This is a genomic window from Microcystis sp. LE19-84.1B (assembly GCF_027531875.1).
Taxonomy (GTDB): domain Bacteria; phylum Cyanobacteriota; class Cyanobacteriia; order Cyanobacteriales; family Microcystaceae; genus Microcystis; species Microcystis panniformis.
The window spans coordinates 1-13,884 of sequence record NZ_JAPZSR010000024.1 but is presented as its reverse complement, the minus strand read 5'-3'; the positions used below and the strand labels follow the sequence as shown (position 1 = coordinate 13,884).

General features: G+C 43.1%; 13 protein-coding genes. 10 read left to right on the top strand and 3 right to left on the bottom strand.

What is annotated here, in order from left to right; all coding sequences use genetic code 11:
- Nucleotides 1-41: 41 nt before the first annotated feature.
- Nucleotides 42-2,540 (top strand): BREX-1 system phosphatase PglZ type A, encoded by a 2,499-nt coding sequence (gene pglZ / locus O9324_RS01340; protein WP_288139272.1) that lies wholly within the window; start codon nucleotides 42-44, stop codon nucleotides 2,538-2,540.
- 53 nt (nucleotides 2,541-2,593) lie between these two features.
- On the opposite strand, the gene trmD is transcribed toward pglZ, so the two are convergent.
- Nucleotides 2,594-3,289, bottom strand: a complete 696-nt coding sequence (gene trmD / locus O9324_RS01335; protein WP_130756548.1) for a tRNA (guanosine(37)-N1)-methyltransferase TrmD — start codon at nucleotides 3,287-3,289, stop codon at nucleotides 2,594-2,596.
- A gap of 373 nt (nucleotides 3,290-3,662) precedes the next feature.
- Between trmD and O9324_RS01330 the strand changes: the two genes are divergently transcribed.
- The 5 genes from O9324_RS01330 to O9324_RS01310 all read left to right on the top strand — a co-directional run bounded on the left by O9324_RS01330 (nucleotide 3,663) and on the right by O9324_RS01310 (nucleotide 9,116).
- On the top strand, nucleotides 3,663-4,517 hold the full coding sequence (locus tag O9324_RS01330; RefSeq protein WP_043996481.1) for a cyanophycinase: 855 nt from the start codon (nucleotides 3,663-3,665) through the stop codon (nucleotides 4,515-4,517).
- 104 nt (nucleotides 4,518-4,621) lie between these two features.
- Complete coding sequence (cphA, locus tag O9324_RS01325; RefSeq protein ID WP_288139271.1) at nucleotides 4,622-7,255, top strand: cyanophycin synthetase; 2,634 nt, start codon at nucleotides 4,622-4,624, stop codon at nucleotides 7,253-7,255.
- Between the two features lie 115 nt (nucleotides 7,256-7,370).
- Nucleotides 7,371-8,072 (top strand): DUF488 domain-containing protein, encoded by a 702-nt coding sequence (locus O9324_RS01320; RefSeq protein ID WP_288139270.1) that lies wholly within the window; start codon nucleotides 7,371-7,373, stop codon nucleotides 8,070-8,072.
- On the top strand, nucleotides 8,008-8,454 hold the full coding sequence (locus O9324_RS01315; RefSeq protein ID WP_288139269.1) for a DUF488 domain-containing protein: 447 nt from the start codon (nucleotides 8,008-8,010) through the stop codon (nucleotides 8,452-8,454). The genes O9324_RS01320 and O9324_RS01315 overlap by 65 nt, the downstream gene beginning before the upstream one ends.
- The gene (locus tag O9324_RS01310; RefSeq protein WP_288139268.1) at nucleotides 8,442-9,116 is read left to right on the top strand and encodes a dual OB domain-containing protein; all 675 of its coding nucleotides are present in this window, start codon (nucleotides 8,442-8,444) and stop codon (nucleotides 9,114-9,116) included. The genes O9324_RS01315 and O9324_RS01310 overlap by 13 nt, the downstream gene beginning before the upstream one ends.
- A 416-nt stretch (nucleotides 9,117-9,532) precedes the next feature.
- Here the strand turns inward: O9324_RS01310 and O9324_RS01305 are convergent, their stop codons facing one another.
- A complete protein-coding gene (locus tag O9324_RS01305) occupies nucleotides 9,533-10,174 on the bottom strand; it encodes a cofactor assembly of complex C subunit B (protein WP_288139267.1) in 642 nt (213 codons plus the stop codon).
- A gap of 9 nt (nucleotides 10,175-10,183) precedes the next feature.
- Complete coding sequence (gene rpaB / locus O9324_RS01300) at nucleotides 10,184-10,912, bottom strand: response regulator transcription factor RpaB (protein WP_002734727.1); 729 nt, start codon at nucleotides 10,910-10,912, stop codon at nucleotides 10,184-10,186.
- A 233-nt stretch (nucleotides 10,913-11,145) separates the two neighbouring features.
- On the opposite strand from rpaB, the gene radA reads away from it, so the two are divergent.
- The 4 genes from radA to O9324_RS01280 all read left to right on the top strand — a co-directional run bounded on the left by radA (nucleotide 11,146) and on the right by O9324_RS01280 (nucleotide 13,806).
- Nucleotides 11,146-12,672: a DNA repair protein RadA gene (radA, locus tag O9324_RS01295; RefSeq protein ID WP_002766575.1), complete on the top strand. Its 1,527-nt coding sequence runs from the start codon at nucleotides 11,146-11,148 to the stop codon at nucleotides 12,670-12,672.
- A gap of 45 nt (nucleotides 12,673-12,717) precedes the next feature.
- Nucleotides 12,718-12,819: a cytochrome b6-f complex subunit PetL gene (gene petL, locus O9324_RS01290; protein WP_002752397.1), complete on the top strand. Its 102-nt coding sequence runs from the start codon at nucleotides 12,718-12,720 to the stop codon at nucleotides 12,817-12,819.
- Between the two features lie 63 nt (nucleotides 12,820-12,882).
- Nucleotides 12,883-13,338: a DUF29 domain-containing protein gene (locus O9324_RS01285; RefSeq protein ID WP_288139266.1), complete on the top strand. Its 456-nt coding sequence runs from the start codon at nucleotides 12,883-12,885 to the stop codon at nucleotides 13,336-13,338.
- A gap of 12 nt (nucleotides 13,339-13,350) precedes the next feature.
- Entirely contained in the window at nucleotides 13,351-13,806 is a 456-nt protein-coding gene (locus O9324_RS01280) for a DUF29 domain-containing protein (RefSeq protein WP_287627932.1), read from the top strand.
- Nucleotides 13,807-13,884: the final 78 nt, after the last annotated feature.

Sequence of the window (13,884 nt, the reverse complement as noted above, 5' to 3'; positions counted from 1 at the left end):
AAAGAGTTTTGTATAATTTATTAATTTTGGAGGTTAACCCCTTGAATCAGCAGATTAAACAAGTCTTAACTAAACTTTTTGAGCGTCACCGGATTGTTTTTTGGTATGACACCGAAAAAGAGTTACGCTCAGATTTCGAGAGATTAGAATTAGAAAACATTGAAAAAATAGAGATAAAAAATAACGAATTTGGATTAAAATACCGAATTTTAAAAGAACAACCTCAACAAAAATTCCTCTTATACCATGAAGGCAAAGAACCAGAATATTTAGATAACTGGTTACTAGATGTGGAGTTAGCACAGGGAAAATTCAGCAGCGATCAAGTTTCTCTTTGGCTAAATGAATTAGAAATAGGGCTAGAATTTGCCGATGTGCTTGCTCCTCATCGTGAATTTTTTCTGTCTAATAAACGCCGAGAATCCCTAAAACAATTACTTCAACCCCATGACACAAAAACCAATATTCGCCTAAAAATGTTGGCGGTTTGTACTGCCGCACCTCCCCGTTTAGATTCCATTGTAGAACAACTCTTAAAAGAACACGCCGAACAACAAGACGAAAAATTTAAACTCTGCGATCGCACTGGTTTAACTAAATTTCTTTGGCAACAAATGGAACAAGTTTATGGTTATCGTTCCTCAGAGTTAAGTATCAAAGACTTTGTCATACAACTCTTTCAATCCTGTTATAATTACGCCTTAGAAGGACAGGAAACACTAACACAAGATGCCCTGATTTTTTTCAACAGATGGAAAGATAGCCGTCAATTTGAAAAATCTTTTGAAAGCTTATCCGATCATTGTGCTGAAATTCTCAATATTAAGGAAAAACTCAACCAGCGACGTTATCAAGAACTTATCTCAATAGATTATTTTAGCTTAATTGACCTAAAAATAATTCATGATCTCATTCAAGCGGTTAGTAATCGAACCATTGCGACTCATGAAGTTATTAATATTGTGCGTCAGCGTCAACAAGGATACTGGTATCGAAAATTTAAACATTTGTACGAAGTTGTTAACTATGCCTCACAGTTTATTCAAGTCTTAGATGAAGCTAACTTATCCATCGAATCCCTCAAAGATGGCTTAGAAAAATATTGTCAATCTTGGTTTAAAATTGATCAACTCTACCGTAAATTTATTTATCATCTGGTGGCGGCTGCTCAACCTACTCTGACAGAAAAACTTAGTCAAGAAATTGAAAACCGTTATGTAAATTCCTATCTTTTAAACCTTAATAGTTCTTGGCAAGTCTTTGTTGATAGTGTCACCCAATGGAACAAGATAGAATTCTCTTCACAAAGGTCATTTTTTAGCAAATGGGTAGAACCATTTTTGAAAAAAGATAAAAAAGTTTGTGTCATTATTTCCGACGCTCTCCGCTATGAAATCGGGGATGAGTTAGTCAGTTTAATTCGTCAAGAGGATCGTTATGAAGCCACCCTAGAAGCTGCTATCACTCTCTTACCCAGTTATACTGCACTGGGAATGGCTGCCCTTTTGCCTAATCAGACACTAGAAATAATTGATGATTCTGTTTATGTAGATCAACAAGACTCTCAAGGAACAGAAAATCGGCGTAAAATTATCCAAAAAGCCTTTCAAAAGATACAAAAAAAAGCAACAGTTATTCAAGCCAAAGAACTATTAGAATTAAACCAGGATCGAAGTCGTTCCCTATTTCGAGATCACGATGTGGTTTATGTTTATCACAATCAAATTGATCAGATCGGAGATAAATTAGCAACAGAAAAACAAGTTTTTCAGGTGGTTGAAAACACCTTTTCTGAACTCGATAAGCTCATTAAAAAACTGACGGGAGCCAATGCCAGTAACCTATTGATTACGGCAGATCATGGGTTCATTTACCAACATAGTGATGTCGAGAATAGTGATTTTTCCACCGTGGAAGTACTAGGGGATAAAATCATCAAAAAAAATAGGCGTTTTCTGATCGGTAAAGCACTAGAAGACTCCGATAGACTCAAAAAATTTAAAGCACAACAGATCGGTTTAACGGGAGAACTAGAAATCCAAATTCCCAAATCTATTAGTCGTTTACGAATCCAAGGATCGGGAAGTCGTTTTGTTCATGGTGGCGCAAGTTTACAGGAAATTATTATTCCCATTGTTAAAGTTAATAAAAAAAGACGAGGGGATCTTTCTACCGTGGAAGTGGAAATTATTCGTAACTCTACCTCAACCATTACATCAGGGCAACTAGCTGTTACTTTTTATCAACAAAAACCCGTCACCGATAAAGTTCAACCTCGTAGGCTAAAAGCTGGCATCTATACACCCATGGGAGAGTTAATTTCTGATCTCCACGAACTGACTTTTGATTCTCCATCGGAAAATCCAAGAGAGCGAGAATTTCCAGTAAGATTTATCCTAACCAGTCAAGGGAATAATATCAATAATCAAGAGGTATTATTACGATTAGAAGAAAAACTGACCAATACTTCCCATTTTACAGAATATAAATCTGTTTCCTATCCCATCCGTCGTTCCTTTACCGGTGATTTTGATTTTTAAGTACCCACACCCCACACCCCACACCCCACTTCCCACGGGAGCATTTTTGGCGATTAATCCTGTTCCTCTAGCCATTTTTGCCAGAGATCCGGACGACGTTCCTTCGTGCGATCGAGTTGTTGTTGATAGCGCCAATCAGCGATATCCTGATGATTACCCGATCGCAAAACCGGCGGCACTTGCCAACCGCGAAAGACCGGCGGCCGGGTATATTGGGGATAATCCAATAAACCTGCCTCAAAACTCTCCAATTTCAACGATTCTGCTTTACCTACCGTCCCGGGTAACAACCGCGTCACCCCGTTAATAATGGCTAAAGCCGGGATTTCCCCACAAGTTAGGACAAAATCCCCTAAAGATACCTCTCTAGTCACCAAATGCTCACAAACCCGCTCATCTACTCCTTCATAATGCCCACAGATGAGAATTAACTGCTGATAACTACTGGCCCAGGTTTTCAGTAAAGCTTGATTGAGAGGTTCCCCCTGGGGAGTCATCAGCACAATCTCCCGGGGTGGTAAAATCTCTAAAGACTCGATCGCCTCAAAAATTGGCTCTGGTTTTAATAACATTCCCACACCACCACCGTAGGGTTCATCATCGACACGACGGTGTTTATCGTGGGCAAAATCCCGAAGATTGACCAAATTTACCCTAGCGATGTCGCGTTCGAGAGCTTTTGCCAACAACCCCGACTGCAGCGGTGAAGTAAAAAAATCGGGAAAGAGAGTAATAATGTCAAACTGCACGGGGAAAATTAAGGCCTAGACTGGGATAGTGTTTAATGTATCATTGTGTCACGGATCGATCAGTTAAAATCTTGCTAATTTTGCGCCAGTCTATCTCAATAACATGATAGACTATGCTGTACTGTCTAGGGGTTTTTCTGGCTCTAGCTTGAGTGATCGAAGTCTAGCCTAGACTAAAAGTTAACTAACAGTCCGTCATTGCCAGTGGATCGAAGAAAATTGCTAAAATCGCCTCTACTATTGCTTGATGTCCCGAAAAATATTCCTAAACCGCATTTTTTTCCGTCAACCGCTCAGGGAAAATAACATCAAGATACCTGTACATCTTCCCGAAAAACCTTCCATCCCTAAAAATGTCTATTCGTTCAGTGACATGATCATCGAGCTAGAAACCCAACACCACCAAAATCCTACCCCCGTATCTCTCAAAACGGCGATTTTAGTCATTGGAGGTGCCGAGGATAAAGTCCACGGTAAAGAGATACTGCATACCTTTTGGAATCGCGCTGGGGGTAGCGAAGCAGTGATCGCTATTGTTCCCTCCGCTTCCAGAGAACCGGTTTTAATCGGCGATCGCTATCAGAAGATTTTCGAGGAAATGGGGGCAAAATACGTCAAAGTTATCGATATTCGCGATCGTGTGCAGGGAGAAGATGCCCAATTCCAAGCCTACATCGAAGAGTGTACAGGTGTATTTATGACCGGAGGCGACCAGCTGCGTTTATGCGGTTTGCTCTCCGATACCCCCCTGATGGAAAGGATCAGACAAAGAGTGCAACAGGGAGAACTGACCTTGGCTGGAACTAGCGCCGGGGCCGCCGTTATGGGTCATCACATGATTGCTGGGGGCAGCAGCGGGGAAGCACCCAATCGCGCTCTAGTGGATATGGCCATGGGATTAGGTCTCATTCCTGAAGTCATTGTCGATCAACACTTCCACAATCGCAACCGCATGGCCCGGCTAATGAGCGCTATCTCTGGTTATCCCGAACGTTTAGGAATTGGCATCGATGAGGATACCTGCGCTATGTTTGAACGGGATGGCACGATGACAGTAATCGGCTGCGGTACAGTGACGGTAATTGATGCTAGGGAAATGTCCCACACCAACCACCATCACGTCACCGCTAACGAACCCCTGAGTCTGCATAATTTGCGGGTGCATATTCTTTCCTACGGTGATGGCTATCATCTCAAAAAACAGCAAGTGATCGCTAAATTGGGGTAAAAAAACTCCTGAAAAACTGTTCACGATGAACAGTTTACCCATCTCGGAAAACCAGACAATAAACAACGGCTTCTTTGTGCTTCTCAACAGCGAACACCAGCATCATGAAAATTCTCAGAACCCAAACCCTGCGCGGTCCCAACTACTGGAGTATTCGTCGCGACAAGCTCATTGTTATGCGTCTGGATCTCGAGGATCTCGCAGAGAAGCCATCGAATGAAATCCCCGGCTTTTACGAGGGATTAATCGACGTTCTCCCCAGTTTAGTCGAACATTACTGCTCGCCCGGTTATCGCGGCGGTTTCTTTGAACGAGTCCGCACTGGCACTTATATGGGCCACATCATCGAACATATCGCCCTAGAATTGCAGGAATTGGCGGGAACTCCCGTCGGGTTTGGTCGCACTAGAAGCACCTCCACCCCCGGAGTCTATAACGTGGTATTTGAGTACGTTGAGGAGCAAGCGGGACGTTATGCGGGTCGGGCTGCCGTGCGTTTGTGTCAATCGATTGTCGATACGGGAACCTATCCTAAGGAAGAATTGGCCCAGGATTTAGCCGATTTACGCGATTTATGCAATAATGCCGCCCTCGGTCCGAGTACCGAAACCATCGTCAAAGAAGCACAAGCTAGAAATATTCCCTGGCTACTCCTGAGCGCTCGTGCCATGGTGCAATTGGGCTATGGCGTTCACCAAAAGCGCATTCAAGCCACTTTAAGCAGTTTTTCGGGGATTTTAGCCGTTGAGTTGGCCTGTGACAAGGAAGGCACGAAAACTATCCTCAAGGATGGTGGGATTCCCGTCCCCCGGGGTACGGTGATTCAATACTTGGATGAGTTGTCAGCGGCAATTGAGGAAGTGGGAGGGTTTCCCATCGTGATTAAACCCCTCGATGGCAACCACGGCCGGGGCATCAGCATCGACATCAAAAATCAACAGGAAGCAGAGGAAGCCTATGATCTGGCCAGTGCCGCCTCGAAAACCCGCAGCGTGATCGTGGAAAGGTACTATAAAGGCAGTGATCACCGAATTTTAGTCATAAACGGCAAAGTCGCCGCCGTGGCCGAACGGATTCCCGCTCACGTCGTCGGTGATGGACGCTCAACTATAGAAGAATTAATCGAAATTACTAATCAAGATCCCAACCGGGGTGACGGTCATGCCAACGTTTTAACTAAAATAACTATTGACAAAACCGCCCTTAATGTGCTAGGAAAACAGGGCTATGAATTAACCAGCATTTTAGCCCACGGAGAGATCGCCTATCTGCGAGCCACGGCTAATTTAAGCACCGGCGGCATCGCTGTGGATCGTACCGACGAAATTCACCCCGAAAACGTCTGGATCGCCCAAAGAGTGGCAAAATTAATCGGTTTGGACATTGCCGGGATCGATGTGGTCACAGATGATATCCGCAAACCCCTGAAAGAAGTGGACGGGGTAATCGTAGAAGTCAACGCCGCTCCCGGTTTTCGGATGCACGTCGCCCCCAGTCGCGGTTTACCCCGCAATATCGCCGCCCCAGTTATCGATATGTTATTCCCCCCCGGGACTCCCAGTCGCGTGCCAATTCTGGCCATTACGGGAACTAACGGCAAAACCACCACTAGCCGCTTAATCTCTCATATTTGCCGACAAACGGGGAAAGTAGTCGGATTTACCACGACGGACGGCGTGTATATCGATGATTATCTGGTAGAAAAGGGCGATAACACCGGTCCCTACAGCGCCAGTATGATTTTGAAGGACCCCACAGTAGAGATTGCTGTGTTAGAAACGGCCCGGGGTGGTATCCTGCGATCGGGTTTAGCCTTTAATCAGTGCGATGTGGGGGTGGTGTTAAATGTGGCCGCCGACCATTTGGGTATCGGTGATATCGACACCATCGAACAAATGGCGAAGGTAAAAAGCGTTGTGGCCGAGGTGGTTAGCGCCGAGGGTTACGCGGTTTTAAATGCCGATGACCCCTTGACCGTTAGTATGGCCGAAAAAGTCAAGGGAAGAGTCGCTTATTTTTCCATGAGTCCCGATAACCCGATTATTCACGACCATATCCGTCGCGGTGGCATGGCCGCCATTTATGAGAATGGCTATCTGTCGATTCTAGAGGGAGAATGGACACTGAGAATCGAGGAAGCAGTCAATATTCCCGTGACTATGCAGGGAATGGCTCCTTTTATGATTGCTAACGCCCTGGCCGCCTGTTTAGCCACTTTTGTGCAGGGTATCGATATCGAGTTAATTCGCCAAGGGGTGCGGACTTTTAAACCTTCCGTGGCCCAGACCCCCGGCAGGATGAACCTGTTTGACTTGGGACACCATCACGCTTTAATCGATTATGCCCATAATCCCGCCGGATACGAAGCCGTCGGCGGTTTTGTCGGCAATTGGTCCGGGGAAAAAGTCGGCGTGGTTGGGGGGCCGGGCGATCGACGCGATGATGATTTAATTTTATTAGGGAAATTATCGGCCCAAATGTTCGATCGAATTATTGTTAAGGAAGATAACGATACTCGCGGTCGCCGCCGGGGGGAAGTGGCCGATTTAATTCTCCGGGGAATTAGCCAAGAAAATGCCAGTTTGCGGCCAGAAGTTATTCTCGATGAAACGGAAGCTTTAGAGAAGGCTTTAAGTACGGTTTCTGAGGGTGGTTTAGTGGTAATTTTCCCTGAAAGTGTCACCCAAGTGATCGATTTGATCGAGAAACATCGACCCCTGACCGATAATCAGGGTTAGAAGTTGGGATATTCTGCCTATAGAGTCACTTCTAGCCCGATGGTGTTCCCCTCTCTAGGCAATGGTTGATCTACAATGATTATTGTAGGCTTTCATCGAAGGAATAATAATATTGATGCAGTTATTCACCATCGGTCACTCTAATCACGAAATTGCCTCATTTATGCTTCTACTTAAGAAGCATAATATAACTGCCCTTGCTGATGTTCGTTCTCATCCTTATAGCCGATTTCTCAAGCATTTTAATCAGTCAATATTGTCAAATGCTTTAAAAAGTGAAGGCATTTACTATGTGTTTTTGGGCAAGGAATTAGGAGCCAGACCGAGCAGCGAAGAATGTTATGTCAATGGTAAGGCTTTATACGAAAAAATTGCTAAAACATCAGCTTTTAATCATGGAATTGAACGAATTTTAGAGGGAGTGAAAAAACATCGAATTGCCCTTATGTGTGCGGAGAAAGACCCGATTGAATGTCATAGAGCGATTCTGGTTTGTCAACATCTACGTCATTGCGATTTAGATATTTATCATATTCTAAAAAATGGTGACTTGGAATCTCATGACCATCTGGAAGAAAGAATGCTGTTCAAACATAGTTTGACCGATTTTTCAGCAAGTAGTCAAAAAGAAATTCAGCTTTCTTTATTTGTCGAGCCAAATAGCAATCTTCTCACAAAAGCAGAATGTTTGGAGAAAGCTTATAAGCTTCAGGGTGATGCAATTGCTTATATAGAAACAAGTGGTAATCATGATGAACAGGACAATCAATCTCTTTACAATCGGCTTTACTCAAAAGACTGCACAGAAGTTCTTTGATGACTTACAAAAAGCTGGTGTTAAGAGAGTTATAGATACTCGTTTAAATAATGTTTCCCAGTTAGCAGGATTTAGTAAAAAAGCTGACCTGGAATATTTTTTAAAAGTCATCGGTGGAATTGACTATGTTCATGTTTTAGACTTAGCTCCAACTCAAGATATTCTTGATGAATATAAAAAGAAAAAAGTTGATTGGACAATATACGAACAAAAATTTAGACAACTTATTAGTAGCCGTAGCATTGAAACAAAAGTTTCTCCAGATGTAATTAATAACGCTTGTTTACTCTGTAGTGAGGCAAAACCTCATAATTGTCACCGTCGTTTAGTGGCCGAATATTTAAAGGATAAATGGGGGAATGTCAATATATGTCATCTCTGAAAAAAATTGTCTGTCTTGCTAATTCATGGAAATTAAATGAACGCTGTATCGCTGGAATTGATATTAGTTCAGGAAATTGGGTTCGTCCTGTGTGTGATTCTCTTTATCCAGAAGATGGCAGGGTTCCACGAGCAGTTAGACTAATTTCTGGTAAAGAACCAAAAGTTTTAGATATTCTCGAAATTCCCCTTGCTGATACTGGCAATGATTTTGGGTTTGAATCGGAAAATCTTTCCGTTTTACCCGGTGAATGGAAATGTGTAGGTAGATTCAATATCAATGATTTGGGAAAGTATTGTAGAACCCCAACAAAAATACTGCACAATTCAATTAAATATGTTAATCCTTCTTATTTGAAAAACCTTAATTTCAATCAACGTTATACTCTCCAGTTGATTCATGTGCAGAGTTTTAGAGTATATCAAAAAGAAAAATCAAAAGGAAATTTTGAGTGGCGTGGCACAATTACAACAGCGAATGGTAACAGTTTGACAGAAGCAAAGATAACTGATCCCGTATTTGTCGAGAAATTAAATACAGGCTATCAACCTCAGCAAAACTGTTTTGTTACCGTCAGTCTTAGTCTGCCTTGGATATCTTCGGCAAATTGGGAAGGAGAAGCTCCCTGCTGGAAATTAATAGCAGGTGTAATTGAATTATAGGAATTACGGCTAGACAACTTTTTTATAGGTTGTTGGCTCGAAAAAATCTCTGTTCGTGAAATTTTCAGAGCTATGAACAGTTGAGTTTAACAGACTGAAGTGGGCGGGGCAAATCCCCAGTATTCTACCAGTAAATTTAGCATAAATGCTGGAGCGATCAAGCGAAAATAAACTGGTAGAATCTGAATAGAAGTGGTTACTATGGCGATCGCTAATACCGCCTCGAGATTTTCCCCGTGGGTAATCAAGCGATCAAAAGTAGATGAATTCCTGGGGAGATTCTTAGATGTTAGCCGCCGATACTCAAGCAATTCTCTTACTTTGTGCCAATTTTGGACAAAATCACCCTACAACCAGATATCATGATCGCTAAACTGGATTCTGGGTGTATTTTTTCCCTACTCAACTGAAATCGTCTAAAACTGACTGAAAGTGTTGGCTAATTTATCAGCAATTCCCTCGATCCAAATTTCATCTTGTTTAGTATAACTGCGGGGTGAATTTGCCGCCAAAATTAACACCCCTTCCTTACCGATGGGTTGACAGATTAAGCCTTGGGTGTTTTCTGGCAAATAGTCAAACTCGATTTTAGCGGGATATAAATTTAAATTAACTAAATAAACGGCTTTACCGGTTTCTAAAACTCTTTTGATAATATTACTAACTTTAACTTCAGAATTCTCCCTTAAGATACCGCGACGTAATAAAACTTCTCCCCGATAATAAACGATCAGAGATTTTGTCACGGTGTTAGTTAAAAGTAAATGGGAAGCCCAAGCAAGCTCAATTTTAACCGGTTCTGGCAAATCTGGGGCAAATTCCAGACCTTCGCGCCCGATTAATTCCACAGCATCCGGTAAGCGGGGTTGAACTCTTTGCCAGATTAAACCCACCAAAATTAAAACCCCACTCAAAATCACTCCCATCACATCGGAACGCGCTTGCGATGGGGTTAAATCGGCAGTGGCAAAACGATTAAACATTAATACCGTACCCCCGACGATGCCGGCGAACAGGGGTAACAGTCTTAAAATACGATTGGGATCAGCTGGTGCCATAGCTGAAAACTATTCCTCGTCTAGTTCTAAAATCCGCTGGAAAAGATAGCCTGTACCTCTAGCGGTGAGAATTAACTCAGGATTGCTGGGATCATCTTCTAATTTGGCTCGTAAACGGGAAATATGCACATCTACCACCCGCGTATCCACATGACGTTCGGGGGTATAACCCCAAACTTCCTGAAGGATTTCCGAGCGGGAAAAAGCTTCTCCCGATCGACTAACCAATAATTCCAGTAAACTAAATTCCATACCGGTCAGACGGATGCGTTCATCCCCCTTATAAACTTGGCGTTTATTGGTATCGATTTTAATGGAACCGATATGAATCACACCAGAACTGGGAATTCCCGGTGCGCCATTTTTCTCTACCCGACGCAACACCGAACGAATCCGCGCCTCGAGTTCTTTGGGAGAAAAAGGTTTAACTACATAGTCATCCGCGCCCAATTCTAGCCCGGTAATTCGATCGGCCACATCCCCCAAAGCGGTTAACATAATGATAGGAATATCCGATTCTTTGCGGAGTTCCTGACAGACACCGTAACCGTCTAATTTCGGCATCATCACATCCAAAACCACTAAATCGGGTTCGGCGGTGCGGAAGGTTTCTAAAGCTTCCTCTCCGTCGGCGGCGGTGACGACTTCATAACCAATCATCGACAAACGAGTCTCTAAGATACGACGGATGCTGGCTTCATCATCAACAACGAGAATTTTTTCCTTCTGGTTCTCCAACTGAATTAACACTCCTTAGTTAAATAGTGTGATGAATTTTAAAGTTAAATAACGAGCGTTCCTGTTTATAGAATATCCTTTGGCCGTTATCATTAAGCCTAAATTTCTTATTTTATTTCTTTTATGGCAATTATCAATAACTTTAGGATCTTCCTTCCCCTCTATCATACTTAATTAAATTTGACAAGAGAATTGATCCTCAAACCACTTTTCTTCAACTTTTCTTAAAAAACATGGCGAAATCGCGAACAATATATATCTGTAGCGCTTGTGGGGCGGAATCTCCCCAATGGTTGGGAAAATGCCCCAGTTGTGACACCTACGGGACGCTAGAAGAACAAGTGATGGCTGGTGGCAATAATCCGGCGGGAAATCGCCCAGGATGGCAAAATAGTCGCCCAAATAACGGCAAAGGGCAACGCAACCCGCAACCGCGCATCTCGGTGCGCTTCTCGGAAATTACCCAGTATGAACAGGAACGTTTTCCCTCTGGTTACGGGGAATTCGATCGCGTTCTCGGTGGTGGCATCGTCCCCGGTTCTCTTGTACTAATCGGCGGCGATCCGGGTATCGGCAAATCGACGCTTTTACTGCAAGTTACCAACCAACTCGCCCAAAGATTACCGCGCATCCTCTACGTTTCCGCCGAAGAATCGGGACAACAGATTAAACTGCGGGCTGCCCGTTTGGGGGTGGGAGTGGTTCCCGTGGAGTCGGAAAATAATGGCAATGGCAAGGAGAACAAAGCCTCTGAATCAACCGCAGAACTCGATAATCATCTCTATGTTCTGCCAGAAACCGATTTAGAGGAAATTTTGCGGGAATTAGAATCTCTACGCCCACAGGTGGCGGTAATTGACAGTATTCAAACTCTTTATTTTGGGGCGTTAACTTCCGCACCGGGATCCGTCGCCCAAGTTCGCGAATGTACCTCCGCCTTGATGCAGGTGGCAAAACGGGAGAATATTACTTTATTAATTGTCGGTCATGTGACTAAAGAAGGGGCGATCGCAGGTCCGCGAGTTTTGGAACATTTGGTCGATACGGTGTTATATTTTGAAGGCGATCGCTATGCCTCCCATCGTCTCTTAAGATCCGTGAAAAACCGTTTTGGAGCAACCCATGAGATCGGTATTTTCGAGATGGTGGATCACGGTTTGGTGGAAGTGGAAAACCCCTCAGAATTGTTTTTAGGCAATCGCGACGAATTTTCCCCGGGTACGGCGACGGTGGTAGCCTGTGAAGGTACACGCCCGATTGTGGTGGAGTTACAGGCATTAGTTAGCCCTACCAGTTATGCTTCCCCCCGAAGATCGACTACTGGCATAGAATACAACCGATTACAGCAAATTCTCGCCGTTTTAGAAAAGCGCGTCGGCATTCCCTTATCGAAATTAGATGCCTATGTTGCCTCCGCGGGAGGGTTGGGAGTGGAAGAACCAGCGGCGGATTTGGGAGTTGCGATCGCTGTTGTCGCTAGTTTTCGCGATCGAGTCGTGGATCCGCGCACAGTCTTAATCGGGGAAGTGGGATTAGGCGGACAAGTGCGCTTAGTGTCGCAAATGGAACTAAGATTAAAAGAAGCGGCGAAATTAGGCTTTAAACGGGCAATTGTCCCCAGAGGTCAAGTTTATCCCGAAGATGTGGGCTTAGAAATTGTTCCAGTCGGTAAGGTAATCGAGGCAATTGTCGCCGCAATTCCCCCCCAGCAGCGCTTTGGGGAAGATCTGGAAGACGAGGAAGGGGAAGGGCAAGAATAACGGTACAATGCTAAAAAAGATTAAATTACTTGGGAGATTTTCACCATGTCTGTGTTAGCTGTTGCTGCTTTAGCGGGTTATCTGATCGTTTTTACCGGAATTGCCCTCGGTCTCTTTTTCGGTCTGCGCTCCGCTAAAATTATCTAGTATATAAAAGCTGTAGTGATCGGTTTAACTGGTCACTATTGCCAATTCTAGGGGAAATAAAAAATGACTGTTATTCCCGACTTAAAAACTCTCTACGAAATTGATGATTCCCTCTGGTTAGAAGAAACCATCGAACTCTTAAAAGCGAAAAGATTTGACGCTTTAGATTTAGACAATTTAATCGAGGAGTTAGAGGACTTGGGAAACGAGAAGAAGTTTCGTGTTGCTAGTTTTTTACAGCAAATTATTCGTCATGCTTTGTTACTGCAATTTTGGACAAGGGAAAGAGAATATAATCAGGCTCATTGGCAAGCAGAGATAATAAGTTTTCAATATCAGTTACAGCGCTATTTAACCACAAATCTTCGCAAATATCTAGAACAGGAATTTGAGCAAATTTACTTTGAGTCCCGGCAATACGTTCGTAAAAAAACTGATAATCAAGTCAACTTTCCCGATACTTGTCCCTACAGTTTAGAAGAACTTCTCGATCCTAATTGGCTACCATCTTACGAATAAAGGAGATAAAAAATGACTGTTATTCCCGACTTAAAAACTCTCTACGAAATTGATGATTCTCTCTGGTTAGAAGAAACCATCGAACTCTTAAAAGCGAAAAGATTTGACGCTTTAGATTTAGAAAACTTAATCGAGGAGTTAGAAGACTTGGGAAACGAGAAAAAGTTTCGTGCTGCTAGTTTTTTACAGCAAATAATCAGACATTGTTTATTATTACAATTTTGGACAAGGGAAAGAGAATATAATCAGGATCACTGGGAGTTAGAAATAGTCAACTTTCAAATTCAGCTAAAAAGAGGCTTAACCACCAATCTCCGTAATTATTTACAAAATGAATTAACTAGCATTTATGAAGATGCAGTTTTCTTTGTGCGGAAAAAGACAAAGAATAAAGTTACTTTCCCTGATACTTGTCCCTACAGTTTAGCAGAACTTCTCGATCCTAATTGGCTACCACCTTACGAATAAAGGAGATAAAAAATGACTGTTATTCCCGACTTAAAAACTCTCTACGAAATTGATGATTCTCTTTGGTTAGAAGAAACC

Bases quoted from the DNA above. Each gene is read 5' to 3' on its own strand.
- O9324_RS01305 (WP_288139267.1), bottom strand. From the start codon at position 10,174: ATGGCACCAGCTGATCCCAATCGTATTTTAAGACTGTTACCCCTGTTC.
- petL (WP_002752397.1), top strand. From the start codon at position 12,718: ATGTCTGTGTTAGCTGTTGCTGCTTTAGCGGGTTATCTGATCGTTTTT.
- radA (WP_002766575.1), top strand. From the start codon at position 11,146: ATGGCGAAATCGCGAACAATATATATCTGTAGCGCTTGTGGGGCGGAA.
- O9324_RS01310 (WP_288139268.1), top strand. From the start codon at position 8,442: ATGTCATCTCTGAAAAAAATTGTCTGTCTTGCTAATTCATGGAAATTA.
- O9324_RS01285 (WP_288139266.1), top strand. From the start codon at position 12,883: ATGACTGTTATTCCCGACTTAAAAACTCTCTACGAAATTGATGATTCC.
- O9324_RS01315 (WP_288139269.1), top strand. From the start codon at position 8,008: ATGAACAGGACAATCAATCTCTTTACAATCGGCTTTACTCAAAAGACT.
- O9324_RS01330 (WP_043996481.1), top strand. From the start codon at position 3,663: ATGATCATCGAGCTAGAAACCCAACACCACCAAAATCCTACCCCCGTA.
- O9324_RS01320 (WP_288139270.1), top strand. From the start codon at position 7,371: ATGCAGTTATTCACCATCGGTCACTCTAATCACGAAATTGCCTCATTT.
- O9324_RS01280 (WP_287627932.1), top strand. From the start codon at position 13,351: ATGACTGTTATTCCCGACTTAAAAACTCTCTACGAAATTGATGATTCT.
- cphA (WP_288139271.1), top strand. From the start codon at position 4,622: ATGAAAATTCTCAGAACCCAAACCCTGCGCGGTCCCAACTACTGGAGT.